The following is a 24341-nucleotide window of genomic DNA, read 5'->3' as shown; positions in this document are numbered from 1 at the left end:
GAGAACTTATGCGACCCGCCGCAGCACGGCTGGCAGACGGAGCGATCGAAATCCGTTCGGCATCTGATGTTCGGCATCCCAGGTGTAGATGCCGGTAAGATTGATATGCTCCCAACTGAGCGGCGAGATGTGCTTCAACAGAGCGTCAGGAATGTCTCGCCCCGCTCGTTTCAGTTGCGTGACCGCGCGATCAAGATAAACCGTATTCCAGTGGACGATCGCGCTGACGACGAGATTGAGCCCCGAGGCACGGAAAGCTTGGCTTTCGAACGACCGATCACGGATTTCGCCGCGCTCGTGGAAGAAGACAGCGCGCTTCAGCTTATGCGCTGCCTCGCCCTTGTTGAGGCCGGCTTGGCATCTCCGTCGTAGTGCCGGACTTGAGTACCATTCGATCATGAAGAGCGACCTTTCGATACGGCCGAGTTCGCGGAGCGCCCTGGCGAGATGGCTTTGCTTCGGAGATGCGGACAGTTTCTTGAGGATGGTAGACGGCACCACGGACCGCGTCGTGATCGACGCCGCAAGATGGAGCAGATCGTCCCAATGATCGAGGATCAGATTGGCATTGATCGGCGCCCCGATGTGGTTCGACAGCGCCGGATATGCATCGCTCTTTTCGAACGTGTGGAACTTCCGGTCTTTGAGATTGCGCAGTCGCGGTGAGAACCGCTTTCCGATCAAGGCGAACAGCCCGAAGATATGATCACTGGCACCCCCTGTGTCGGTAAGATGTTCATGGATGTCGAGGACCGTGTCCTGATCGAAGAGCCCATCGAGCACATAGGCCGCCTCGCTTTCGGTCGGACTGATGGGCAAAATGCTGAAGTAGCCGTATTGATCTGACAGATGGCTATAGAATTTCGATCCGGGTTCACTGCCGTAATGCAAATTGATGTCGCCGCGCTTTGCGGCTCGGTCGCTCGCTCGGAAGAATTGGCCATCTGACGAAGATGTCGTGCCGTTGCCCCAAAGGCGGGAATACGGATGCTGGGTGTGGGCATCGGTGATGCACGCTTGCGCCGTGCGGTAGGTCTCCGATCGAGCATGGAATGTGCGCATCCACCCAATCTGGTGAGCGCTGATCCCCTTGGATGCGACCGCCATTCGTTTCGGTCCGAGATTGGTCGCATCGGCCAGTACGCCAGCGAGCATGGCAGAGACATTTTTCGGAGAGTCGCCGGTGCGAACATGCGTGAAGAAATCCGCAAAGCCGGTCCATTCATGCACTTCCCTTAACAAGTCGGGAACCTCGACCAGCGGATACATGTCGCTGATCTCGGCATTCAGGTCCTCGGCGGCCACGGGGACTTCGCCGGCGGTTGGTGTGACTATCAACGTTCCGGCCGCAAGACGAACTCCTTCGAGCTTTCCGGATCGGGCTCTGTGCGCCAGACGCTTCAGGTTGAAGTCAAGCATCTGACGGGCTTCGGCAAGCCACTGCGCGCCATCAGCCTCGACGCCCAATCCAAGACGATCCTCTTCCTTCATCGTGATGAATGTCGACCGCGGCATCAGATGTTCGTCAATCGGCCGGAAAGATCGACTGCCGTCGATCCAGATCTCCGCAGATCTAAGCCGGTCTCGCAAAACCGCGAGCGTTGCGATCTCGTAGAGACGGCGATCGGGTTTCCCCTGGTCGAAGATGAGTCGCCGATCGGTCTGGCTGAGGTGGGTGAGCGGGATGCGATCCGGCAGTGTACGCCGCTTCTCGGCATGGAGGCGCTTCAGCAGTGCAATTGCCGCGAGAAGCGGATCGTGACGACGCGCCGAGCGGAACGTGAAGGCATTAAGAAACGCACCTGTGTACTTGTGAACGGTCGCATATTGTTCGGCCGCTACGGTCAACGGCGGTGCCTCGTTGTCGTCGACCAGCGACTCGAGCTCAGGCTTCATCTGAAGGAGCCGGTCCCAGCCGACTCTTTGGTCGAGAACATCCAATGGGTTCCGACCATAGTCGTTGGCGGATTGCAGGGCGGTGATCGTATCTAGAAACATGCGCAGCGCTTTGGCGGTACTCGCTCTGCAGTCCACCTGTCGCTGCTTCTTTCGATTGTTGGCTTGCGAGAACAACCTGCCCATCAGCTTGATGAACATCGTCACCGCATCGTCCGTAAGCTTCTGGGAAAGCTTGATGACTTGAGCCACGATCAGAGCGTGGCGACGGCTGGCGTTGAAGTCGTTGGCAAGCCACGCCGGCGTTGCTTTGCCCTCCCGGATCATCTGGACCCACCGTCCGGATGATACGCGCGCCTGCAGTTCCGGATCGATCTCCAGCCGCCGCAGAAAAGCTATCCGCTCGGTCAGCCCGACGAGGTTCGACGCAGCCGGCGCTTCTGGCGCCGACCGCAGCCAATGAAAGCGCGTCTGGCCGATCGACGGGTCAACCTCTAACAGTCTATCCAGTGATTGAAGCCTATCGAGTGGGATATCTTCAATCAGGGTTCTTTCTGCCCGGCGCCGGGCTATGGCACGGCCGACAAGGCCGATGCGTTCGATCGTGTCGATCGCCGGCAAAAGAGCTCCGCGTTCGCGAAACGTTGCGACAATCGAATTGGCTATCGCAGCACCGTCGTCGGACATGGTCGCCGCTTGAATTGCAGCCAATAGCGCGGCGCGGCGATCTTGCAGCGTCGCGCTTCTCGTATCCAGATACGCCATTAGCCGCGCAATATGATCCCGGCGGGTTTCTTCACGGCGTGCATAGAGGGAAAATTCGTCTGGAGCGGCGCCGATCTGATCGGCAACATACTTCAGCATGGCGGGAGGTGGAGTTTCTTCTGCCCCCAATACTCGACCTGGGTACCGCATCAGACATAGCTGTATGGTAAAGCCGAGCCGATTATGATTACGTCTTCGCAGTTCTATCTCCAGACGATCCGCCAATGACAACGAATAGTGGCGGATTAGGCTGTCCTCGTCGACTGGTACGTCGACAAGCTTCCGTCGATCTTGATCTTTGAGAAGCTTGCGCTTTGCCATCGCCCGACTCCATTCTTGACCAATCTGCATCGAGCGTTGTCGAGTCGGGCCGACAAGAGAAATCAAAACTGGCGCATGTCGATAGCAATCCACAGAGATCAGATGTTGCGCATCCGATCTACGGCATGGTTCCCGTTTCGTTCGGCCTTAGCGTACGATATCGCACTGCTCTTGTTCTCGGCCCGACCTGGCGTCACGACACGAAAGTGTTGAATCTGTCCGACTTTTGAGAACGTATGGTGATCACGCTGCGAGGATGGATGTTTCGCGCCGTAGCGGCCTGAGATCGAGGCTTTCCGTCGAGGTCCAGATGTAATCGCCAGTGAGACTGATGTGTTGCCACCCGAGCGGGGTGATGTGTTTGACTAGGTCGGGCGGCGTGGCGATACCCTCCCGGTTGAGGTCGGCGGAGGCCGGTTCGAGATAGAGAGTGTTCCAGTAGACGATGGCATTGATCAGCAGGTTCAGCCCGGACGCCCGGTAGAACTGACTCTCGAAGGTCCTGTCTCGCAGTTCTCCGAGCCGGTTGAAGAACAGCGCACGGGCCAAGGTGTTCTGGGATTCACTCTTGTTGAGGCCGGCCGTCGCGTTCCTGCGCATTTCGGGGTTCTGCCACCACTGGGGCAGAAAGATGGACCGATTGATGCGACCGAGATCGCGTAGCGCCAACGCCAGTCCGTTCTGGCGTGGGAATGCGGACAGCTTTGCCAACAGGGTCGAAGGCCGAACCTGCCCGGAACGGATCGTCGTGACCAGCCGCAGGATGTCGTTCCAGTTTGCCTTGATCCGCTCGACGTTGATGGGCTCGCCAACGAGCGATGCAAGGTTTTCGGGAGGCGTGTCGCCCGGGAAGAGATAGAGCTTGCGATCCTTGAGACCGCGCAGCCGGGGCACAATCTGGAAACCAACGAGATGGCAAAGGGCGAAGCTCATATCGCTTACCCCGCCGGTATCGACATAGTGGGTTTCGATGGCGAGATCGCTGCCATGATAGAGCAGTCCGTCGAGGACATAGATGGCTTCGCTCGCATTGGCATTCATGGCGATGATGTAGAAAGCGCCGTACTGGTCAGAGGTGAACCGGTAGAACTTGGCGCCGGGGTTGGGACCATAGCGGGCGTTGAGGTCGCCGATCGCCTCGGCGTGTCCGCCCGCCGGAAAATACTGGCCATCGGAGGATGACGTTGTTCCATCGCCCCACAAGCTTGCCAGAGGCAATTGCCTCTGGGCGTTGAAGAGAATGGCGTGCGCGGCCGTGTAACCTTCCTCGCGAATATGCCAATCGTGCGCCCAGGCGAGTTGGCGCATCGTAATGCCGGGGGAAACGTCCGCCATTCTCGTGAGACCGAGATTGATGCCGTCCGCCAGGATGGCGGTGAGGAGCGCAAGCTTGTTGTCGGCCGTCCGACCGCTGCGCAGATGGGTAAAGGCGTTCGAAAATTCCGTTCGGTCGTCTTGCTTGTCATAGACCCTGCTTCTCACGAGTTGGGGCCTCCGGTAAATCCGACGCGGTTCAGTGGTAACCGTTATTGATGGATCGCGTTTACAAGACAAGCTGCGTCTCCTACCTACCGAACACGCCGGGCTTTTCGGCGCGGCGACTATCGCATGACCTGTTGCCTCTGATACTCCCGGGGGCTGCAACCCAGCTCTCGTTTAAAGACTGCATGCATGTATTGATTACTGGTGAAGCCGCTCAATTCGGCAATCCTCTCAAGCGATCGCTCACCTTCCTCCAGCATTTCACGTGCGAGTTGAAGTCGAAATGCCAACATGTCGTCGTGGACGGTCCAGCCAAACGCGCGCCGGAAATGGGTTTCGAGGGTCGTCCTGGAAACGCCCACATACGCCGCAACTTGAGCAACTTTGATCCCCTGGCCCGCGAACTGGCGGATATAATGTCTCGCGCGCATGACGTAGGGATCATAGATGGGTTGGTATCGCGAGGATATTTGCGGGTTGAGCCCGGCGGGCGGAATGATGATCCGCGGCTCATCCAGGATAGCGCCCTTCAAACGGCGGTGAAGCATTGACGCAGCGATCTGCCCCATCTTGCGCGTCCCCTGCCGCACGGAGCTAATCGGAATGCGCGTGAGCATACGCAGAAGAGGATCGTCATCTATCCCGACGATCGATACTTCTTCCGGCACCGCTATGTCTGCAAGAATGCAAGCTTGCAAAATGTGGCGCGCGCGTGAATCGGTGACGGCGATAATGCCGATCGGCTTGGGAAGCTCCCTCAGCCAAGCAATGACGTCCGACAAAATCTCATCCCAGTCAGGACCGAACGTGCCTTTGCCGCGGAAGATCTCAGGCTTCGTCAAATCGCGGGCGCACAGCTTGAGATACACCTTTTCACGCTCGACGGCCCAACGGTAACGATGGGCTTCCGGGGATCCGTAGAACGCAAATCGCGGAAGCCCCATATCGACCAGATGGGTATAGGCTTCCGTTACGAGCTTCTCGTTGTCTGTCGCCACATAGGGCACGTTGCGTGGATAATCCGATTCACGCTGGTATGATCCGCCGACGCCGATAACCGGAATACTCAAATCCGACAATGTGGACTCGAAATCCGGATCATCAAAATCCGCTATGATACCGTGTCCCGACCATTCGGAAATTCCATCGACGCTATCGCGAAAATCTTCATGCAGGAGCAGGTCCCATACCGACCGCGTGGATCGAACGTAATCGCACACGCCAGCGATGATCTCTCTGCCGTAGTCGCCTCGAGCCTTTAAAAACAGGGCAACCTGATAGCTGCTGGGCTTTGAGACCAAAACTCTCCTCCTCCGGGGCCGGACTTTGAGTTCATATGATATCTGCCATTCTTATCAATATCGACGCGTTGCAAGTGGAATGCTGATTTTATGCCAACCTGTTAAAAATTATAACGCCGGTTGAGAAATTGCTTCCTCTAAGGTGCCAGCAAGCCCGCAAGAACCGGGTCGGAGGAACTGGCGTAACCGCCAGACCAGTTGGAGGAAAAGATTATGAGATCGCTTTGGCTTGGAGCCGCCACGGCTCTGGGGATGATTTTTGCTGGCCCGGCATGGGCCGAGACCGTTCGCATTCTGACGATTGAGACCAACACACCAGGGGCCCGCGACTATTACACGAACGCCATCAAGGTTTTCGAAGCCGCGAACCCGGACGTCAAGATCCAGTTCGATTACATGGACGACACGTCGTTCAAGGCAAAGCTCCCGACGTTGCTCCAATCTTCATCGCGTCCGGATGCGTTCTTCACCTGGACGGGCGGCGTATTTCACGAACAGGCAGAGGCCGGTGTCCTGAAGGACATTTCTGCGCAGATGGATGAGAATGCCCGCGCACAATATGCCCCCGCTGGTATCGCTGCGCATACATACAAGGGCAAGCTCTACGGCGTTCCGCTCTATGCTGCCGGCGTCGCCCTGTTCTACAACAAAGCGCTGTTGGCCAAAACCAATGTCGATCCGAAATCCATCAAGACCTGGGATGACTTCCTCGGAGCGGTCAAGAAGGTGAAGGCTGCTGGCATTACGCCCATCGTGCTCGGCGGCAAGGACAAGTGGCCGATCGCCTTCTATTATGGTTATCTCGCGACCCGCTTTGCTGGGACCGAAGGCATCGCCGCTGCCGACCGGGGTGAGAATGGCGGCTTCAACAATCCGGACTTCGTCAGGGCCGGTGGAGCCTTCAAGCAGCTCGTTGACCTCGAGCCCTTTCAGCCCGGCTTCATGGATACAACGCAGAACAAGGCGGCCGGTCTTTTCGGCGACGCCAAGGGCGCGTTCTATTTGATGGGCAATTTCTTCATCGGCGTGCAGGCCAAAAATTCGACATCCGGCAAAGGCCTCGGCGATGATCTCGACTTCATCCCCTTTCCGACCGTTGCGGGTGGAAAGGGCGATGCCAACGACACGTTCGGCGGGGTCAACGGCTGGCTGATCACCAAGGATGCTGCGCCCTCCACCGTCAAGTTCCTCCGGTTCCTGACCAGCAAAGAAAACCAACTCGAAGGCGGCAAGCTGGGCATCTGGCTTCCCATTGCGAAGGACGCTCAGGCCAATATCCAGGACGCTCGCCTGCGCGGCATCGGAGAATTACTCGCCAGGGCGCCGCACCACCAGCTCTATCTCGACCAGGCGCTCGGTGCGAGCGTCGGGGCCGCCCTGAACGATGCCGCCGCAGAGATTGCGACCGGCGACATCAAGCCTGAAGAAGCTGCGCAGAAGGTCGAAGAAGCGCGCGAGATGCGCTGACCTTTCTCCCAATTCAGACGGGCGGCCCCGCCGCCCGTCCGCCGGTTGAACCAGCAAGGTTACTTATGGACACTTTTACGAGAACACGCCCGGGGCGCAGCCGGATGGCGCGCTTATCGCGCATGCAAAAGGACGGGAAGCTGGCAACAATCCTGCTCTTCCTGCCGCCAGCTTTGGTCCTTTTCACGATCTTCGTCATCTGGCCCATCATCAATGCCGCCCATCTGAGCTTCTTCAAATGGAGCGGCTATGGCGCCGTCACGAATTTCGTCGGCATGCAGAACTACCAGCGCCTGATCAACCACTCCGTCTTTCATCAGTCGATGTGGAATTCGCTCAAGCTGGTATTGGCGTCGATCTTGATCCAGATACCGCTCGCTTTGGCCATGGCGCTGCTCATTTACAGGAAGACGCCGGTTAACACGGTGTTCCGGTTGATCTTTTTCGCACCTTACATTCTCGCTGAAATCGCCACCGGTTTGATATGGAGCTTCATCTTCGATGGCGACTACGGAGTATCCGGCCAGATCGCTGCGGCGCTCGGCATCGAGCCGATCTACATCCTGGCCGACCGGCAATACGCTTTCATGGCCATCATCACGGTGATCGTGTGGAAGTATTTCGGCTACCACATGATGATTTTCATAGCCGCACTGCAGGCGGTTCCTTCGGATCTCATCGAAGCTGCGGATATTGACGGAGCAGGACCATGGCAAAAGGTCTTCTACGTCAAGCTGCCGCTGATCGCCCACGCGATCAAGCTATCCGCTTTCTTCGCGATCATCGGCGCCCTGCAGGTCTTCGACATCATCATCCCGCTAACAAACGGCGGGCCGTCGAACTCGACCCACTCCATCGTCAGCTATCTCTATACCTATGGCCTCGCCCAGCTGAACGTGGGCTATGGTAGCGCCGTCGGCGTCGTGTTGTTCATCCTGTGCCTGGTCTCCGCATTTGGCTATCGGCGCCTAGCGCTTTCCAAGGGAGACGTATTGTGATCCGTCCCGGTTTTTTCTCGGCGCTGTTGCGTGCAGCCGTGCTTTCCATTGTTGCGGCCATTGTCATATTGCCCCTGCTTTCCACCTTCCTGGGTGGTTTCAAGTCCATGGGCGAATTGCGGTCGTCACCATTTGGCATCCCGAAAGTGTGGGACCTGGGCACCTATTCCGACATCCTGTTCAGTCCCCTGTTCTGGACCTACATGCGCAACTCGTTGGTGGTCTCGATTTCGGCCGTGATCCTGACGCTTCTATCCGCGTCGATGGCAGCCTATGTGTTTGCCCAGATCCGGTTCTTCGGTTCCCGATACATACAATCTTACCTGCTCCTGGGACTCATGTTCCCCTTTGCTACAGCCATCGTGCCTCTCTTCATCCAGATTCGCGATCTCGATCTGCTCGACAATCCACTGGGCATTATCCTGCCGCAGACGGCTTTCTCGATGGCCTTCGCCGTCGTTCTTCTGCGCAGTTTCTTCCAGCAATTGCCGAGGGAGCTGTTCGAGGCAGCTTATGTCGATGGCTGTGACTATATCGGCTTCTTCTTCCGGTTCACTCTGCCGCTTTCGACGCCAATCCTGGCGACCGTCGGCACCTTCGTTTTTGTGCAGAGCTGGAATAACTACCTGCTGCCACTGGTCGTGCTGAACGAGCGCAGCCTCTACACCTGGCCGCTGGGCATCATGCAATTCCGCGGTGAGTTCCTGATCGAGTGGAACAAGATCCTTGCTTTCGTGTCGCTGACCATCCTGCCGGCACTCATCTTCTTCACCTTTACCCAGAAATACATCGTTGCCGGCCTCACCCGTGGCTCCGTGAAAGGTTAGTTATGAATCGCGTCATGATCCAGAATCCGATCCTCCCTGGATTCAATCCTGATCCCTCCATCTGCCGCGTGGGCGGGGACTATTACATCGCCGTCTCGACCTTCGAATGGTATCCGGGCGTGCAGATCCATCACTCGCGCGATCTCGTGAACTGGCGCCTCGCAAGCCGGCCCCTCAACCGCGCCTCGCAACTCGACATGCGCGGCGATCCGGACAGCTGCGGCATCTGGGCCCCTTGCCTCACGTATGCGGATGGCCTGTTCTGGCTCATCTATACGGACGTGAAGCGAAAGAGCGGGGCCTTCAAGGACTGCCACAATTATCTCGTCACCTCCCCGACCATCGAGGGACCATGGTCCGACCCGGTCTATCTCAACTCCTCGGGTTTCGATCCGTCCCTCTTCCATGACGACGACGGCCGCAAGTGGCACGTCAACCTGATCTGGGATCACCGCGGGCGCCCGTCACGTTTCGGCGGGATCCTTCTCCAGGAATACGATTCGGTCGAGAAGAAGCTCGTCGGTCCGATCACCAACATCTTTCGCGGCTCGCCGCTGGGCCTAGCGGAGGGACCACACCTCTACAAGCGGAACGGTTGGTATTATCTGATGGTCGCCGAGGGTGGCACAGGTTATTCCCACGCCGTGACCATGGCCCGGTCGCGCAACATCGCCGGTCCCTACGAGTTGCACCCCGACACTCATGTCGTCACGTCGCGCTTCCATCCTGATGCGACGCTGCAGCGCGGCGGCCACGGCGACTTCGTCGAGACGCCTGACGGCGATACCTACATGGTACATCTCTGCAGCCGGCCGCTCCCGGGTCTCTATCGTTCCGTGCTCGGTCGCGAGACGGCGATCCAGAAATGCGTTTGGGGCGATGACGGTTGGCTGAGGCTGGAAGGCGAGAAGTACGTGCCGATGGACGAGGTGCCGGCTCCGGCCTTTCCTCCGCATCCCTTCCCGGCAGAGCCGGAGCGCTACGAATTCAATCCGGACATCGGCCTGCCCACCGCATTCCAGTGGTTGAGAACACCTCATCCGGAACGACTGTTTTCGCTGTCGGATCGCCCCGGCCACCTGCGCCTGTTCGGCCGCGAATCCATCGGGTCGTGGTTTGAGCAGTCTCTCGTCGCCCGTCGCCAGACGCATTTCGATTACGACGCCGAAACGGAAGTCGATTGCGATCCGACGTCCTATCTGCAGATGGCTGGGCTGATCGCCTATTATAACCGCTTCGCCTATCATTATCTCTGCCTCAGCCATGACGAGAAAGCGGGCCGTTCGCTGCAAATCTTCTACTGCAACGGCCAATGGCCGAACGGCATGACAATGCTTGGCCTTGCCGATCCGATCCCCGTTCCGGATGGTCCGGTGCGCATGCGCGTCGAGGTAAGGGGGGCGGCTCTCCGCTTCTTCTACTGGAAAGACGACGCGTGGACCCGCATCGGGCCGGTGCTCGACAACTCTGTCCTTTCCGACGAAAGCGGCGAAGGCGAGCAGAGCAAGATTACCGGATCGTTCGTCGGCATCGGCAATTTCACCGGCGCTTTCGTCGGCATGGCGGCGAACGATCTCGGCGGGCTCGCAATGCCGGCGGACTTCTCGCACTTCATCTACAAGAACCTTCCGCAGGATTGATCCCATGGCCGCGCTCGAATATCGCAATATCAAAAAGACCTTCGGAGCCATTGATGTCATTCCGGACGTTTCCCTGCACATCCCCGACGGATCGTTCACCGTCTTCGTCGGACCATCCGGCTGCGGAAAATCGACGCTCCTACGGCTGACGGCAGGGCTTGAGGAAACGACCGACGGCCATCTCTTCATCGACGGCCGCGACGTGACGGACGATCGGCCGACGGAGCGCGGCATCGCCATGGTCTTCCAGTCCTACGCGCTTTATCCGCACATGGACGTCGAGGGCAATATCGGCTTCGCGCTGAAGATGGCAAAGGAGTCGACCGCCGAGATCAAGCGGAAGGTCGCCGCCGCCGCCGACCTCCTGCAATTGACCCCGCTTTTGAAGCGCAAACCGGCAGAGCTTTCCGGCGGCCAGCGTCAGCGCGTGGCCATCGGCCGGGCGATCGTGCGGGAACCGAAGGTATTCCTGTTCGACGAACCGCTTTCGAACCTCGATGCGGCCCTGCGTACCCAGATGCGCGTCGAGCTCGCGCAGCTTCACCAGCGTCTGGGCGCGACGATGATCTATGTGACACACGACCAGGTAGAAGCCATGACGCTTGCCGACCAGATCGTCGTGCTCAACAAGGGTCGTATTGAACAGGTCGGCGCACCGATCGACCTCTACAATCGCCCGCAGACCCTGTTTGTCGCCGGTTTCATCGGCTCGCCGAAAATGAACTTCTTTACCGGCGCTGTAGCCGAGGTCGCGGGAGCACAGACGCTCGGTGTCAGGCCCGAGCATATAACCGTGAGCCGGGAGAGTGGCGCCTTACAGGGCCAAGTTCAGTTCACGGAGCGTCTTGGGAGTGACACGTTTTTACATGTTTTGGTTGAGCGCTTGGGAACCGTGATCGCACGCACTATCGGAGACGCAAATTTGTCTGCGGGGGAGCAGGTCTGGTTGTCCTATGAACCTGCCGTGACGCATCTTTTCGACGCTAACGGCAACCGTATCTGAGTTGAGTTATCTAGACGTGAAGAGATCGGAGACGAAAAGCGGCCTCGCCAGGAGGCCGCATCGGCGTCGTGGCAGCGAGAAGATCGCCAGGCAGGGCGCAGTGATCGATGCAGTTTTCGAGTTTGTGAAAATGAACGCATGATCAGTCGTTTCGGTAGATTCAGCCGACACAATAAGCGGGTCGTCGGTTCGAGTCCTGTCAAGGCGAACGATCGGAACCTCTCCCAATACCACTTCTCAATAAAATTATGCCGCTGCTCGACTACGGTTCTACGGCCTCAGTCGAGGGGAGGATAACATAACTGAGGACGATCTGCTTTATATGCTCCAGCCGTTCCTTTCGCGCGTCATCCGAAAGAAGATTCCTCCCAAATATTGCCGAAAGTGTATAGTTGTTGGAAAGATAGAAATACGAGAGAGCAGCGATCGAGATGTAGAGTTGGATGGGATCGATGTCCCGCTTGAACGTACCTTCGTCCTCCCCGCGCTTGAGTATGGATCTCAGCATCGAGACGAGCGGCGAATTGAGGTTCTGGATGTTTGGAAGAGTCTGTACGTGTCGCGCCCGGTGCAGGTTCTCGCTGTTGAGGAATGTGATGAACTCGGGGTTCTCGACATAGTAATTCCAGGTGAACTCGGCGAGGCGACAAACCGCGTCCGCAGGGTCCAATTCAGTGAGGTGGAGCTTGGACTCCGCGCTTCGGATCTTTGCGTAGGCGTCGGCGAGTACCTCTGTGTAGAGGCGTTCCTTATTGTCGAAGTAGTAGAAGATCAGTTTCTTGTCGAGGTTTGCCCGTTCGGCGATGCGGGCCATCCGTGCACCTCCGAGTCCGTGCTCGGCGAATTCTTCCCCCGCGACCTCCAGGATGAGCCTCTTTGAGCGGTCTGCATCCCGGAACTTGGTCAGGGCCTCCGCGGGGATCTCATCCTCAGTTGCTGATGAACTCAATTTACGTCGCGCCATTGGGCGTCAGCCTTTCGCATAAACATGCCGGTTAGTGGCCGCTCAGAGATATGAAGCAATCCGCCTTGGGACCGACTGCTCCAGGTGACCTCTACTGTAGGCAATATAAACAAGCCCCCCGACGACGACCAGACACGCTCTCTTCGGAAGCGAATGCCGGCGCCGATCTGGTTGATCAAAACAGCGACTCGAAGGAAGGGTTCGATAGCTTGTGGATGTTGCGGTTCCCGATCGTGAGTATCTCGTCCTTCGACATCGTTGCTGATTGGAACGAACGGAGGGTTTCTCGTATCAGATACGATCCCCCCTCGGCGTCAAACGGGAAATCGGTGGCGAAGACCACATGGTCAAGGCCGAAGAAGTCGATGCCGCACTGAAGCGCACCCGCCGCTCCCGACAACGAAGTGTCGCCATAGAACGCCTTGAAGTATTTGGACACCGGGTGCTTCAGGTCGCCTGGGAGGAGGTGCGCATCCGAAGGAGGGGTTCTTGCGCCCATCTCCAGGCCCAGGCCCTGCTCGATGCGCCCGGAGAAAAACGGAATCATGCCACCCATATGATGGGTGACGATCCGCAGATGGGGGTGGCGGTCGAAGAGACCCGAAAGCGCCAGCCGCGACATCGCAACCGTGGATTCATACGGCCAGCCAAAACACCACCAGATCTCGAACTTGGATTTCTCTTCCGTCGGATAATCGGCCGTTGGCCCTTTGATCGGATGAAGCCAGACGGGGCGCCCCGTGGCGGCAAGCGCGTCCCAGATGCTGGAGAACCGCTCGTGATCCAGCGGCATGCCGCGCACATGCGTGGGAAGCTGGAAGCCAATGGCGCCAAGGGCGACTGCCCGTTCGATTTCGGAGACTGCGGCCGCCTCGTCCATCATGGCGATTCCTGCCACGAAATAAGGAAACCGGTCCGGGTAGGTCTGTACCAGGTTCGCCAATCCGTCGTTCATCAACCGGGCGAGGTCCGCGGCATCCTGCACTTCGGCGATCTCGTCGAAGGCTGGCATCGACGGTGTCAGAATCTGCTGATAGCCGGCGAACTTGTCCATCAGCCTGAAGCGTTCGCCGAGATCAAATAGGGGTTTCAACGTGACCCAGCGCTTGAGCGGTCCGGCGGCGGTCGAGACTGATTTGATCTTCTCGAAGTACTCCTCCGGAAAGATGTGCGTCCAACCATCGATCATGCTCGACATGTCGTTTGTGTCAGGTCCAGGGGCCATCGTCACTTCTCCTTAAGGTTCAGAATGCACGCCGATCGGCTTCATTAAACGGAGTTGACGATCTCACGCCGTGGCGGACGCCGGGCCCAAAACTAATTGGGTACCTGCGATTTTTTTCAATTAATTCACCGGACGATGAATTGTCAACTTGCCAAACGGTTTGTCGTCTGCAATAACGCTGTCAATTCTCCAGATGGTGAATTAAATCTCTAACGGCAACTATCGAAGGGCGGGCGACCGCCGAGACGGGAGGCAAGCTATGGCTAGTGACAGGAAAATTGGCATCGTAATGCACGGCGTGACCGGCCGAATGGGGATGAACCAGCATCTCATACGTTCGGTCCTCGCGATCAGGAATCAGGGTGGCGTCGTACTCTCCGACGGCAGCCGGATCGTCCCGGATCCCATCATCGTCGGCCGTGACGGCTCCAAGGTCGAGCGCCTTGCCAAGACCCACAACGTCGAGCGTTGGACCACTGACCTCGACGGCGCCCTGGCCGATCCCTACAACGAGATCTTCTTCGACGCTGCCTCCACCAAGCTTCGTCCGACGCTTCTTCGCAAGGCGATCGACGCGGGCAAGCACGTCTACTGCGAAAAGCCGATTTCCGAGGGACTCGAGGAAGCCATCGAAATCGCCAGGTACGCAAAGGCAAAGGGCGTCAAGAACGGTATCGTTCACGACAAACTCGACCTCCCCGGACTGGTCAAGCTGAAGCGTCTGCGTGACAGCGGCTTCTTCGGAAAGATCCTCTCCGTAAAGGGCGAATTCGGCTACTGGGTGTTCGAAGGCGACTACCTTCCCGCACAGCGCCCGAGCTGGAACTACCGCGCTGCCGACGGCGGCGGCATGGTGTCAGACATGCTATGCCACTGGCGCTATGTCCTCGACAACGTGGTCGCGCCAGTCAAATCGGTGAGCTGCACGACTGCGACCCACATTGACAAGCGGTGGGACGAGAGTGGAAAGGAATATCAGGCGACCGCAGACGACGCCGCCTATGCGACCTTCATGCTTGAAGGCGACATCGTCGCGCACATCAATTCCAGCTGGTGCACCCGCGTCCGTCGCGACGACCTCGTTACCTTCCAGATCGACGGGACACACGGTTCGGCAGTCGCCGGCCTCCACAGGTGCTACAGCCAGCACCGCGTCAATACTCCGAAGCCTGTCTGGAACCCGGACGTACCGCAGCCGCTCAACTTCTACGAATCCTGGGAGGAGGTTCCGGACAATGTCCCGCTTGATAACGGTTTTAAGGTTCAGTGGGAGCAGTTCCTGCGCCATGTGCTGGAAGGTTCTGAGTGGCGTTACACCTTCGTCGAAGGCGCCAAGGGCGTGCAGCTCGCCGAAGCCGGATACCAGAGCGCCCGCGAGCGCCGCTGGATCGATCTGGAAGACCTGGGGCTGTGACGATGGCTTCGGTTACCCTTCCTACAAAAGATGGTGGTCTTGAGACTTTCAAGATCGGCCCTGCGGTTGCTGCTGTCCAGAGCGGCGAATGGAATCGCACCGCCTATGCCGCCGCTCACGTCGTCGTCGATCCCTTTGCGGACAACGATCCGTGGCTCGACTGTTCGGTCGACTGGGACAGGACGCTGGCTTTTCGCGAACACCTCTGGGCCAAGGGCTTCGGCGTCGCCGAAGCAATGGACACCGCCCAGCGCGGCATGGGCATGGACTGGCCCACTTCGCTGGAGCTGATCCAGCGGAGCGTGTCCCTCGCAAAGGCAGGTGGCCGTCTGATCGCCTGCGGAGCCGGAACAGACCATCTGGTGCCCTCGGACGCCCTCAGCCTCGACGACGTCATCGCAGCCTACGAGAAACAATGCGAGGCCGTCGAGGCGGCGGGCGGCCGGATCATCCTCATGGCGTCGCGTGCCCTTGCCAAGGTGGCGAAGTCTCCGGAGGATTACGGGAGGGTCTACGGCCGGATCCTCCGCTCCTTGAAGGAGCCGGCCATCCTCCACTGGCTGGGCGAGATGTTTGATCCGGCACTTGAAGGCTACTGGGGCGACCGCGACCATATGGCCGCAATGGACACCTGCCTCGGCGTCATCGCCGACAATGCATCCAAGGTCGACGGTATCAAGATCTCCCTGCTTTCCGCGGAGAAAGAGGTCTCGATGCGCCGCCGGCTGCCGAAGGGCGTGCGAATGTACACCGGTGATGATTTCAACTACCCGGCACTGATCGCGGGCGACGAGCAGGGCTACAGCCACGCTCTCCTCGGCATTTTCGATCCGATCGCAACCGCCGCGGCTCAGGCCCTCAGCGCTCTGAACAGGGGCGACATGGTGGCCTACAACTCCGCCTTCGATCCGACGGTTCCGCTGTCGCGTCACATCTTCAAGGCTCCGACCCGCTTCTACAAGACCGGCGTCGTGTTCATGGCCTATCTCAATGGCCATCAGGATCACTTCACCATGCTTGGCGGCCAGCAGAGCACGCGCTCGGCGCAGCATCTCGCCGACATCGTCCGGCTCGCCAGCGCGGCGGGTCTCTTTGCCGACCCGGATCGTGCCGCCCGGCGCGCAGGCCGTGTCTTCGCAACCTACGGGATCGGAGTCTGAAATGCCCACAGCACAACAGCTTTCACTTAATACTGCGACCGTCCGATCGCAGTGGAACCTTCGCGAGGCCATCGAAGGCTGCGCCCGGCATGGATTCGGCGGCATCTCGCCATGGCGCGACAAGTTGGACGAGCTCGGCGCGGACACAGCGGCAAGGCTCATCCGAGACGCCGGTCTGTCCGTATCAGGTCTGTGCCGTGGCGGCTGGTACACCATCGCGGATCCGCTCGACCAGAAGGCGATCGACGACAACAAAAAGGCGATCGACGATGCAGCGACCATCGGCGCGGAATGCCTTGTCATGGTCGTCGGAGGCATCGTTCCAGGCTCGAAGGACATCGGGGCCGCGCGCGCGATCGCCGAGGAAGGCCTCGCCAGGTCGCTTGAATACGCCAGAACGTGCGGCGTAAAGATTGCGATCGAGCCGCTTCATCCAATGTACGCTGCGGACCGAGCCTGCGTGAATACGATGCGCCAGGCACTCGACATCTGCGACCGGCTTGGCTCGGGAATTGGTGTTGCCGTTGACGTCTATCACGTTTGGTGGGACCCGGAAATCGAGGAGCAGATCGACAGGGCAGGCCCCGAGCGCCTGATGGCGTTCCATATCTGCGACTGGCTTGTGCCGACCACTGATCTGCTGCTGGACCGCGGCATGGTGGGGGACGGAGTGATCAACATTTCGCGCCTTCGCAAGCGGGTCGAAGCCAACGGCTTCAAGGGCCTCAACGAAGTGGAGATCTTCTCCACGAACAACTGGTGGAAGCGAGACGCCGACGAAGTGATGCGCACGATCGTCGAACGGGCCGCCGACTGCTGAAGCATCGGGAGAGAGGAGTGAAGATCGGGGCCGCAGATGGAAATCATCGGTGAACAGATCGCCGTCGATGCGGATGGTGTGGCGGCGGCGCTCAATGAAGCCGACAGCGTCGTCATCGTGCCCGGCTACGGCATGGCGGTGGCGCAAGCCCAGGCTGCCGTCTCGGAACTGACCCGCAAGCTACGCGCCGCCGGCAAGACCGTTCGCTTCGCCATCCATCCGGTGGCAGGCCGTCTGCCGGGCCACATGAACGTCCTGCTCGCCGAAGCCAAGGTGCCCTACGACATCGTCATGGAAATGGACGAGATCAACGGGGATTTCGCCAACACCGACGTGGTCATCGTCATCGGCTCCAACGACATCGTCAATCCGGCTGCGCAGGACGATCCCAATTCACCGATCGCCGGAATGCCGGTTCTCGAGGTCTGGAAGGCAAAGCAGGTCTTCATCTCAAAGCGCGGCCAGGGAGCCGGATATTCCGGCATCGAGAACCCGCTCTTCTACAAGGACAATACCCGCATGTTCTACGGCGATGCGAAACACTCGGTAAGCGGGCTCCTGCCCAAGTTGGCCTGATGTGGGGAGTGCAGGGATAATGGCGAGGCGGAACTGGAGCGATACCCTTCGGAATGTATTCCTGGACAGTCTTGGAACGGTCACCGGCAAGGTTGGCGTCTCCAGAGATCTGAACGAGCACCCGGAGTTTCAGCCCACAATGATCGTGGCCGTAGGAAAGGCGGCCGTCGACATGTATGAAGGCTGTCGACCGCGGTTCCCCGAGATACCCGCGCTTATCGTCAGCAAGTACGGGCACGGTGTCCCTGCCGGATCCGACGTCCAGTTCCTGGAGGCGGCCCACCCGGTGCCGGACGATAAGTCGCTCCGAGCCGGCGAGGCGCTCGCATCGTGGATCGGGAACGCAGGTTCGGACGCGAGGCTGCTGATGCTGGTCTCCGGCGGGGCCTCCTCTCTTGTGGAGAGACTGTTATCCGGAAAATCGCTTCCTGACCTCCGGAATATGACGTCCGCCGGTCTCGCCGACGGAAGCACGATCGAGCAGCTTAACGCCCGCCGCATTGCGATGTCCGACATCAAGGGCGGCAAGCTCCTCAGTCGTTTCGCCGGTCGCGAGGTCCGCGTCCTTGCGATTTCTGATGTCGGCTCGGATGGCATCGATCTGATCGGATCCGGGATCGGAGACCGCGGCACCTACCGTGGCGATTACAAGGCGACCATCGTAGCGTCGAACCGCCTCCTTCGGGAAGAACTGGCAAGACGCTTCAGGCTCATCGGCCTCGATGTGGTCGTCAATTCTGAAACACTCAGCGCGCCTATCGACACTGTAGTCGATGTTTGCCTGGAGACGACTAACCGTGGCGGTCCTGGCGTCTATGTCTTCGGGGGTGAGCCCACCATTTCTCTACCCGAAAAACCCGGCATCGGAGGTCGCGCCCAGGCCCTCGCGCTCCTATTTGCGAAGGCGATCGACGGCAGGCAGGACCTCCACGTGCTCGTGTCCGGAACAGACGGCAGCGACGGAGTTTCCGATGCGGCCGGCGCCGTGGTCGACGGGCGGACTTTCGAACTGTTCGAAAACGCCGAGGACCATCTTCGTCGCGCCGATTCCGGAACCTTTTTTCGAAAGACAGGCGATGCCATCGTGACCGGGCCAACTGGTACGAACGTAGCCGACATCGCGATCCTGGTCAGGGAGTGACTGGGATGGGCGTCTCACGCAAATTTCATCGGAATCAGGGAAATCGATGGCCGACTTATTGACTTTCGAGGTGAAGAATTTCATTAATTCCCTAGATGGTGAATTAATGAAATTCGTCAGACAGCAGGCCAGCAGGAGCCTTCGCGGCGGCACTATCTGAGCCGGAGCAGTTCGTCGCCCAAAAGACCTAGGCCTTCCAAGGCGCCAACCCGTCGACCTTTCCGGCTGGCCACATTGCAAAGTTCTTAGAGGAGGAAATTTCGTGATGCGTCTTATTGAACATTCGGGAGCCCGGAGGAAGCCATGATGCGGTCGTTCAACTCTCCGTTCGTGAGGCCGGTGCTGCTGGTCCTTTTTCTGGTCGTGGTCTGGGATCTCACCATTCGTCTGTTCGGCATTCCCGCCTATCTCATTCCCACTCCGATCGACGTCGCGGTGCAGATGTACGCTCAATGGCCGATGCTGCTGGCGGAGTCCGTTCCCACCCTGCAGGCGACGGTCGGCGGCTTCCTGCTTTCTGTGCTGATCGGAGTGCCGCTGGCGATGCTCATCGCCTACTCCAAGACCATCGAGAGCTATGTCTATCCGCTGCTCGTCTTCTCGCAGAGCATTCCGAAGGTGGCCATCGCGCCGCTATTCGTCGTCTGGTTCGGATTCGGGCTGTTTCCGAAGGTCATCGTGGCCTTCCTACTCGGCTTCTTCCCAATCGTGGTTTCTACCGTCCTCGGCTTTAAGTCGCTCGAATCCGACATGATCGACCTGGCAAAGTCCATGGGCAGCAGCCGGCTGAAGATGTTCTACAAGATCAGCCTCCCGAACGCCCTTCCAGCGATCTTTGCAAGCATGAAGGTCTCCATCACGCTGGCGGTCGTCGGTGCCGTCGTCGGCGAGTTCGTGGGTTCCAATTCCGGGATCGGCTATGTGCTCCAGCGGGCGAATGGCAATTTCGACCTGCCTTTGATGTTCTCCGCGCTGATCATCCTGTCGCTCATGGGCGTGCTGCTCTTCATGATCATCGACCTCATCGAGAAGCTGATGCTGCCGTGGCACATCTCCAATCGCCTGGCGACCGCCGGCGCGCACTGAAGAATTCATCAAAGAGGAGGAAAGTCTGATGAAAATCTCTAACCTGGTCTTCGGCGCAGCCGTGGCCGTCGCAAGTGCCTTTTCGCAGCCGAACCTGGCCGCTGCACAAAACGCCGAGAAAACCACGTTGATGCTCAACTGGTACGTCACGGGACTGCATTCGCCACTCATACTCGGTAAGGAGAAGGGCTTCTTCAAGGCGGAGGGCGTCGACCTGGAGATCCAGGAAGGCCGCGGCTCAGGGCCGACCGTTCAGGCCGTCGCTGCTGGTAACGTGCAGATCGGCTTTGCCGATATGACGACCATGATGGCTCTCGCCGTCAAGGGCGCTCCGGTCATCTCCATCGGCTCGGCGCTTCAGCGCAGCCCCTTCGCCGTCATCAGCCTGAAGGAGAAGGGTATTGACACCCCCGAGAAGGTGAAGGGACTGACCATCGCTATGACGGCAGGGGACTCGCCGTCCCAGTCCTGGCCGCTCTTCCTGGAAAAAAACAAGCTCAAGAACGGCGACTTCAAGACGGTCAATGGCGACGCCAAGACCAAGGTAAACGCCGTCATCACCGGCCAGGCCGATGCGCTGCTCGGCTTCGCGACCGATCAGGGAACGCAGATCGAGGCGGCGACCGGAAAGCCGGTCACGAACATGCTGTTCGCCGACTTCGGCGTCAACAGCATCGGGTCGTCTTTTATCGTGAACACCGCGACGATCGCCGAGAAGCCGGAGCTCCTGAAGAAGTTCATGCGTGCCGCCACCAAGTCGTTCGAATATGCGTCGGAGCATCCACAGGAAGCCGTCGAAGCGGTCCGCAAGGCCTATCCGAACGCCGGCACCCCGGAAAGCCTGATGACCGGTCTCAAGACCGCCATTCCGCTATTCAAGGCCAAGGAAACAGAAGGCTCGCGGCCGCTGCGCGTGACGAGCGCGCAGGTCGAAGAGACCATCGCCACAATGATCGCAGTCGGTACGCTCAAGGCATCAGACAAGGATGTCGGGAAGTACTACACCGACGCCTTCCTGCCGTGAGGTACAGCACATGAGATCGCTACGCGCATCCGAGGACATGATGACAGATAAGTTGCCCCGGCCGGTGGACAGGTCGACCCTCATCCAGTTGAACGGCGTCACGAAGAAGTTCGGCTCCTTCGAAGCCCTCAAGCCGATCGACCTTTCGATCAAGGAAGGCGAGTTCGTGTCGGTCGTCGGCCCTTCGGGCTGCGGCAAGAGCACGCTTCTCAAACTGGTTGCCGGACTGGCACCCATCTCCGACGGCGAGCTCCTGCTCGCCGGGCGGAAGATCTCCGGACCGCAGACCGACGTCGGCATCGTGTTTCAAAGCTCGGTTCTTCTCGCCTGGCGAAACATCATGGACAACATCCTCCTCCAGGCGGAGATGCGGAACATGAACAAGGTGGCGGCGCGCAGGCGCGCCGAAGCCCTGATCGCGATGGCGGGCCTGCAGGGATTCGAGAACAAGTATCCATGGCAGCTTTCGGGCGGCATGCAGCAGCGCGCATCGATTTGCCGCGCACTGCTCCATGACCCGCAGGTGCTCCTCATGGATGAACCCTTCGGCGCGCTTGACGCGATGACCCGGGAGAAGATGAACGTGGAGCTTCAGCGGATCTGGCTTGAGTCCAAGAAGACGGTTCTGCTGATCACACACAGCATTCCCGAAGCAGTTTACCTATCGGATAGGGTGGTCGTGATGAGCGAGCGTCCTGGATCGGTTGCAGCGGTCTACGACATCGATCTGCCACGGCCCCGTGACCTGAGCGTCATGGCGTCAACCCAGTTCGCCTCGTACACGAAAACAATTCGACAGCATTTCTACGCGCAGGGTTCGCTCGACGATCACTGATGCGTAGCAGGGTGGCCGTGAGCATGCGGCCGCTCTCCCGGAATACTTGGAATGGGAGGTTCCTGTGAACACGATGGAAATGGACTGGTCGGCGCACTGGTCGGAGTTCACGTATGAAGAGGCACTCATGCGGGCCAAGAACGCGTTGTGGAAGAAGGGCGTCTCGATCATCTTCATAATCGAAGGCTACGAGCATGAGTTCTTCTTCGACGACCTGCTTCCTGAGAAGGCTGCGCTGGCCGACTTGCGGGCGCGCGGCGTACCAATTGCGGCGGCAGAAACCCCAAAGATCGCGGTCCTGCTAACCGGGATTCTGGGCCTGCTCACGCTGTCGCTAATGTGCGCGCTGGGGATTTGAAGGCTTATGTTAGTAAATGAGTCAAACAGTAGCTCGATCGAAAGGGCATATGCGCGTAGCCGACAGCTTCGCAAAAACATTGCGAACTCTTAAGTTCAAGGGTGGCGTCTCACGGCTCAACGACAAAGCCCGTATCAGGGCGGAATTGATATTTGCCAGCATTCCGCAAGAAGACAGTCAGCCAGCACGTCCCGCTTCATGCCGGGCACGCGCTGCCGCTGCGCAGTGGCGTACCGGTGCGGGATACACGTCCTTCCACCCTCATCCTCGAAGGCGAGGATGAGGAGCATAAAGCGCTGCCCTCCTTGGGCGCCCAAGCTTTTTCGATCGCATCGGTGGGGATAAAATCGGTTTAGTGCCTGCCGGCCAAGTCCAGCACTTTCTCCTGGACAGGGTCTCGCCCCTGCGCATAAGCCTTGAAACTCAGCTCAACTGTGGTTTCCGGCGCAATCGAAATACCGCGTGGGCCGAAGGCGACAGTCGCCCAATAGCAGTCGTCGACGTCAAAGCAGCCGGTCTCGTAATCATGAAATTGGTGGCTGTAGCGAACAGCGATCTGGGAGTTCGGCAACTTGACATACTTGCCCTCGGACCAGAACTGGCCGCCATCCCCCATCGGTTCGCCGACAAGAGTGACCTTGTCGCCTCCCTCTCCCTTGAGCATGGCGGCGGTCGTTATGCCGGCAGAGAAGGTTGCCCTCCCAACAAGCACGAACACACGTCCGTCGCGCGGCACAAGTCGAGGTATCGCCCGGGAAAACAGGATCGTGTTGAAGAAGTCGCCGCCATTGTTCAGGCGGAGGTCGACGATGATGTGCTTGGGCTGCATCGGCAGGATTTTGTCGAGGATAATGCCGGCGAACTTGTCCGGTAGAGGGGTTTCGTCGATGCTTCTTGCCGTGTCGTTACGGATGTAGAGCACCTTCCTGGAATCATCGAGGAAGCGCGCCTGCACGTCACTGCGCTTACCATAGATCGGCGGCAGCTCCTTGCGGCCGTCGAGCAGATGGCGCCAGCGCCCTGGCAAGTCTGGATCGTCGGGAATAAGCACGGAATAGCCCCTGTTCAGGCTTGCCTTGCGCTCATCGCCGGGATCTTCGCCTTTCGTAGGCGCAAGCTCGACGATCTCCGTCCGTCCATCGTCAAACTGCAAGGTCAACGGAACGTGGTCCGTGCCGTCGACGGCGCCGATCTGCTCAAGGACGGCGGGCGCGACCAGGTAGCCGGGGGAGAGAAAACGAATCCGCTGCTCCGTGCCGGGAAGGTAGGCGCGCACCCGGTCGAGCGCTTCCTGCGTGGTTAGGGAGCCGATCCCGTCGATCCGTGCGCCAAGCAACCATTCGAAATCGGGGTGAGTCTTGACGATATAAAGCCCGTCGGAAAACGACCACACGCGTACGGGAAGGTCGGCGCCAAGCAAAGTCCCGACATTGGCGTTGGTGTGTCCGTTGCGCGCGATGGCCACGGCCTTCATCACTTCGAGCGCGAACTCTTCCGGCTCCAGATCTTCCACCGCAGAGGCGGTCTCATCGAGATGCCGGCCGAACGCCACCCTCTGGCTGTCGCTGAAGCTTTTATCCAGCGGAGCCCATTTCTCTTTTAAAAAGGTAAGATCCTCTCGCATCTGGGGCGGCGTCAAATTAACATCAGCCGCCTGCGCAGAACCGGTAACAGCTAGCGTGAGGGCCACCACGGCAGTTCGAGGGATTGCGAGCCATCCTGGAGACATACGTGCTTTCCTCTAGTTTAAATTTAGGCGGTCTCGCCGCCACATTCATCATGACGATCGAGTTTGTGGGCTTGCGACAATTGTGCGCGAAGAAATCCAGAAAGCCATTCAGTAGGATCCGCATCGGCGTGCGTCTGATGCGAGACGTATCTTGCTGGGCAAGCCCATAGGCGGCATTGCGAAAAGGCCATAATGTTGTCACTGGTGATGGCCGTCATGCTTCCGCGTCGAAGCGAGAGGGGGCACGGAACATCGAAATCGACATTCGCGATGTGAGCGGGTTTCACGATCCTTTCCGTAGTGGCCGCC

The 24341-nt window shown here is 58.9% G+C and carries 18 protein-coding genes and 2 pseudogenes; 14 read left to right on the top strand and 6 right to left on the bottom strand.

Features of this window, described 5'->3' with window-relative positions; translation table 11 throughout:
• Positions 1-6: 6 nt before the first annotated feature.
• From AC1DLT_RS01490 to AC1DLT_RS01480, 3 genes and pseudogenes are all read right to left on the bottom strand, one after another.
• Positions 7-2982: a Tn3 family transposase gene (locus AC1DLT_RS01490; RefSeq protein WP_477485644.1), complete on the bottom strand. Its 2976-nt coding sequence runs from the start codon at positions 2980-2982 to the stop codon at positions 7-9.
• A 243-nt stretch (positions 2983-3225) separates the two neighbouring features.
• Positions 3226-4437 (bottom strand): annotated as a pseudogene (locus AC1DLT_RS01485) (Tn3 family transposase); the annotation flags it as partial.
• Positions 4438-4583: 146 nt separating this feature from the next.
• Positions 4584-5765: an AraC family transcriptional regulator gene (locus AC1DLT_RS01480; RefSeq protein WP_477485643.1), complete on the bottom strand. Its 1182-nt coding sequence runs from the start codon at positions 5763-5765 to the stop codon at positions 4584-4586.
• A gap of 213 nt (positions 5766-5978) precedes the next feature.
• Here AC1DLT_RS01480 and AC1DLT_RS01475 point away from each other — a divergent pair, with 213 nt between their 5' ends.
• The 5 genes from AC1DLT_RS01475 (at position 5979) to AC1DLT_RS01455 (ending at position 11700) form a co-directional block, all read left to right on the top strand.
• Complete coding sequence (locus AC1DLT_RS01475) at positions 5979-7232, top strand: ABC transporter substrate-binding protein (protein WP_477485642.1); 1254 nt, start codon at positions 5979-5981, stop codon at positions 7230-7232.
• A gap of 65 nt (positions 7233-7297) precedes the next feature.
• The gene (locus tag AC1DLT_RS01470) at positions 7298-8230 is read left to right on the top strand and encodes a carbohydrate ABC transporter permease (RefSeq protein ID WP_477485641.1); all 933 of its coding nucleotides are present in this window, start codon (positions 7298-7300) and stop codon (positions 8228-8230) included.
• Positions 8227-9057, top strand: a complete 831-nt coding sequence (locus AC1DLT_RS01465; RefSeq protein WP_477485640.1) for a carbohydrate ABC transporter permease — start codon at positions 8227-8229, stop codon at positions 9055-9057. The genes AC1DLT_RS01470 and AC1DLT_RS01465 overlap by 4 nt, the downstream gene beginning before the upstream one ends.
• Positions 9058-9071: 14 nt before the next feature.
• Positions 9072-10697 (top strand): glycoside hydrolase family 43 protein, encoded by a 1626-nt coding sequence (locus AC1DLT_RS01460; RefSeq protein WP_477485639.1) that lies wholly within the window; start codon positions 9072-9074, stop codon positions 10695-10697.
• Positions 10698-10701: 4 nt separating this feature from the next.
• Entirely contained in the window at positions 10702-11700 is a 999-nt protein-coding gene (locus AC1DLT_RS01455) for an ABC transporter ATP-binding protein (RefSeq protein ID WP_477485638.1), read from the top strand.
• A 262-nt stretch (positions 11701-11962) separates the two neighbouring features.
• Here the strand turns inward: AC1DLT_RS01455 and AC1DLT_RS01450 are convergent, their stop codons facing one another.
• Together AC1DLT_RS01450 and AC1DLT_RS01445 are read right to left on the bottom strand one after the other, a co-directional pair.
• Entirely contained in the window at positions 11963-12664 is a 702-nt protein-coding gene (locus AC1DLT_RS01450; protein WP_477485637.1) for a TetR family transcriptional regulator, read from the bottom strand.
• Between the two features lie 175 nt (positions 12665-12839).
• Positions 12840-13889 carry an amidohydrolase family protein gene (locus AC1DLT_RS01445; RefSeq protein ID WP_477485636.1) on the bottom strand — a complete coding sequence of 350 codons (1050 nt, stop codon included), beginning with the start codon at positions 13887-13889 and terminating at the stop codon, positions 12840-12842.
• 259 nt (positions 13890-14148) lie between these two features.
• Between AC1DLT_RS01445 and AC1DLT_RS01440 the strand changes: the two genes are divergently transcribed.
• The 9 genes and pseudogenes from AC1DLT_RS01440 (at position 14149) to AC1DLT_RS01400 (ending at position 22303) form a co-directional block, all read left to right on the top strand.
• On the top strand, positions 14149-15303 hold the full coding sequence (locus tag AC1DLT_RS01440) for a Gfo/Idh/MocA family protein (RefSeq protein WP_477485635.1): 1155 nt from the start codon (positions 14149-14151) through the stop codon (positions 15301-15303).
• A 2-nt stretch (positions 15304-15305) separates the two neighbouring features.
• Positions 15306-16463: a dihydrodipicolinate synthase family protein gene (locus tag AC1DLT_RS01435; RefSeq protein WP_477485634.1), complete on the top strand. Its 1158-nt coding sequence runs from the start codon at positions 15306-15308 to the stop codon at positions 16461-16463.
• A gap of 1 nt (position 16464) precedes the next feature.
• Positions 16465-17283: a sugar phosphate isomerase/epimerase family protein gene (locus AC1DLT_RS01430; protein ID WP_477485633.1), complete on the top strand. Its 819-nt coding sequence runs from the start codon at positions 16465-16467 to the stop codon at positions 17281-17283.
• Positions 17284-17307: 24 nt separating this feature from the next.
• Positions 17308-17859 (top strand): annotated as a pseudogene (locus AC1DLT_RS01425) (NAD(P)(+) transhydrogenase (Re/Si-specific) subunit beta); the annotation flags it as partial.
• A 19-nt stretch (positions 17860-17878) separates the two neighbouring features.
• A complete protein-coding gene (locus AC1DLT_RS01420; protein WP_477485632.1) occupies positions 17879-19000 on the top strand; it encodes a DUF4147 domain-containing protein in 1122 nt (373 codons plus the stop codon).
• Between the two features lie 306 nt (positions 19001-19306).
• The gene (locus AC1DLT_RS01415; protein ID WP_436113238.1) at positions 19307-20086 is read left to right on the top strand and encodes an ABC transporter permease; all 780 of its coding nucleotides are present in this window, start codon (positions 19307-19309) and stop codon (positions 20084-20086) included.
• A gap of 28 nt (positions 20087-20114) precedes the next feature.
• The gene (locus tag AC1DLT_RS01410) at positions 20115-21110 is read left to right on the top strand and encodes an ABC transporter substrate-binding protein (protein ID WP_477485631.1); all 996 of its coding nucleotides are present in this window, start codon (positions 20115-20117) and stop codon (positions 21108-21110) included.
• A 37-nt stretch (positions 21111-21147) separates the two neighbouring features.
• On the top strand, positions 21148-21945 hold the full coding sequence (locus tag AC1DLT_RS01405) for an ABC transporter ATP-binding protein (RefSeq protein ID WP_477485985.1): 798 nt from the start codon (positions 21148-21150) through the stop codon (positions 21943-21945).
• Positions 21946-22009: 64 nt separating this feature from the next.
• Positions 22010-22303 (top strand): hypothetical protein, encoded by a 294-nt coding sequence (locus AC1DLT_RS01400; RefSeq protein ID WP_477485630.1) that lies wholly within the window; start codon positions 22010-22012, stop codon positions 22301-22303.
• A gap of 352 nt (positions 22304-22655) precedes the next feature.
• Here the strand turns inward: AC1DLT_RS01400 and AC1DLT_RS01395 are convergent, their stop codons facing one another.
• Positions 22656-24032: a S41 family peptidase gene (locus AC1DLT_RS01395; RefSeq protein ID WP_477485629.1), complete on the bottom strand. Its 1377-nt coding sequence runs from the start codon at positions 24030-24032 to the stop codon at positions 22656-22658.
• Between the last annotated feature and the right edge of the window lie 309 nt (positions 24033-24341).

It is taken from the genome of Neorhizobium sp. 05N33 (assembly GCF_056397445.1).
The sequence above is the reverse complement of the archived record's forward strand: the minus strand, read 5'-3'. Positions and strand labels throughout refer to the sequence as shown.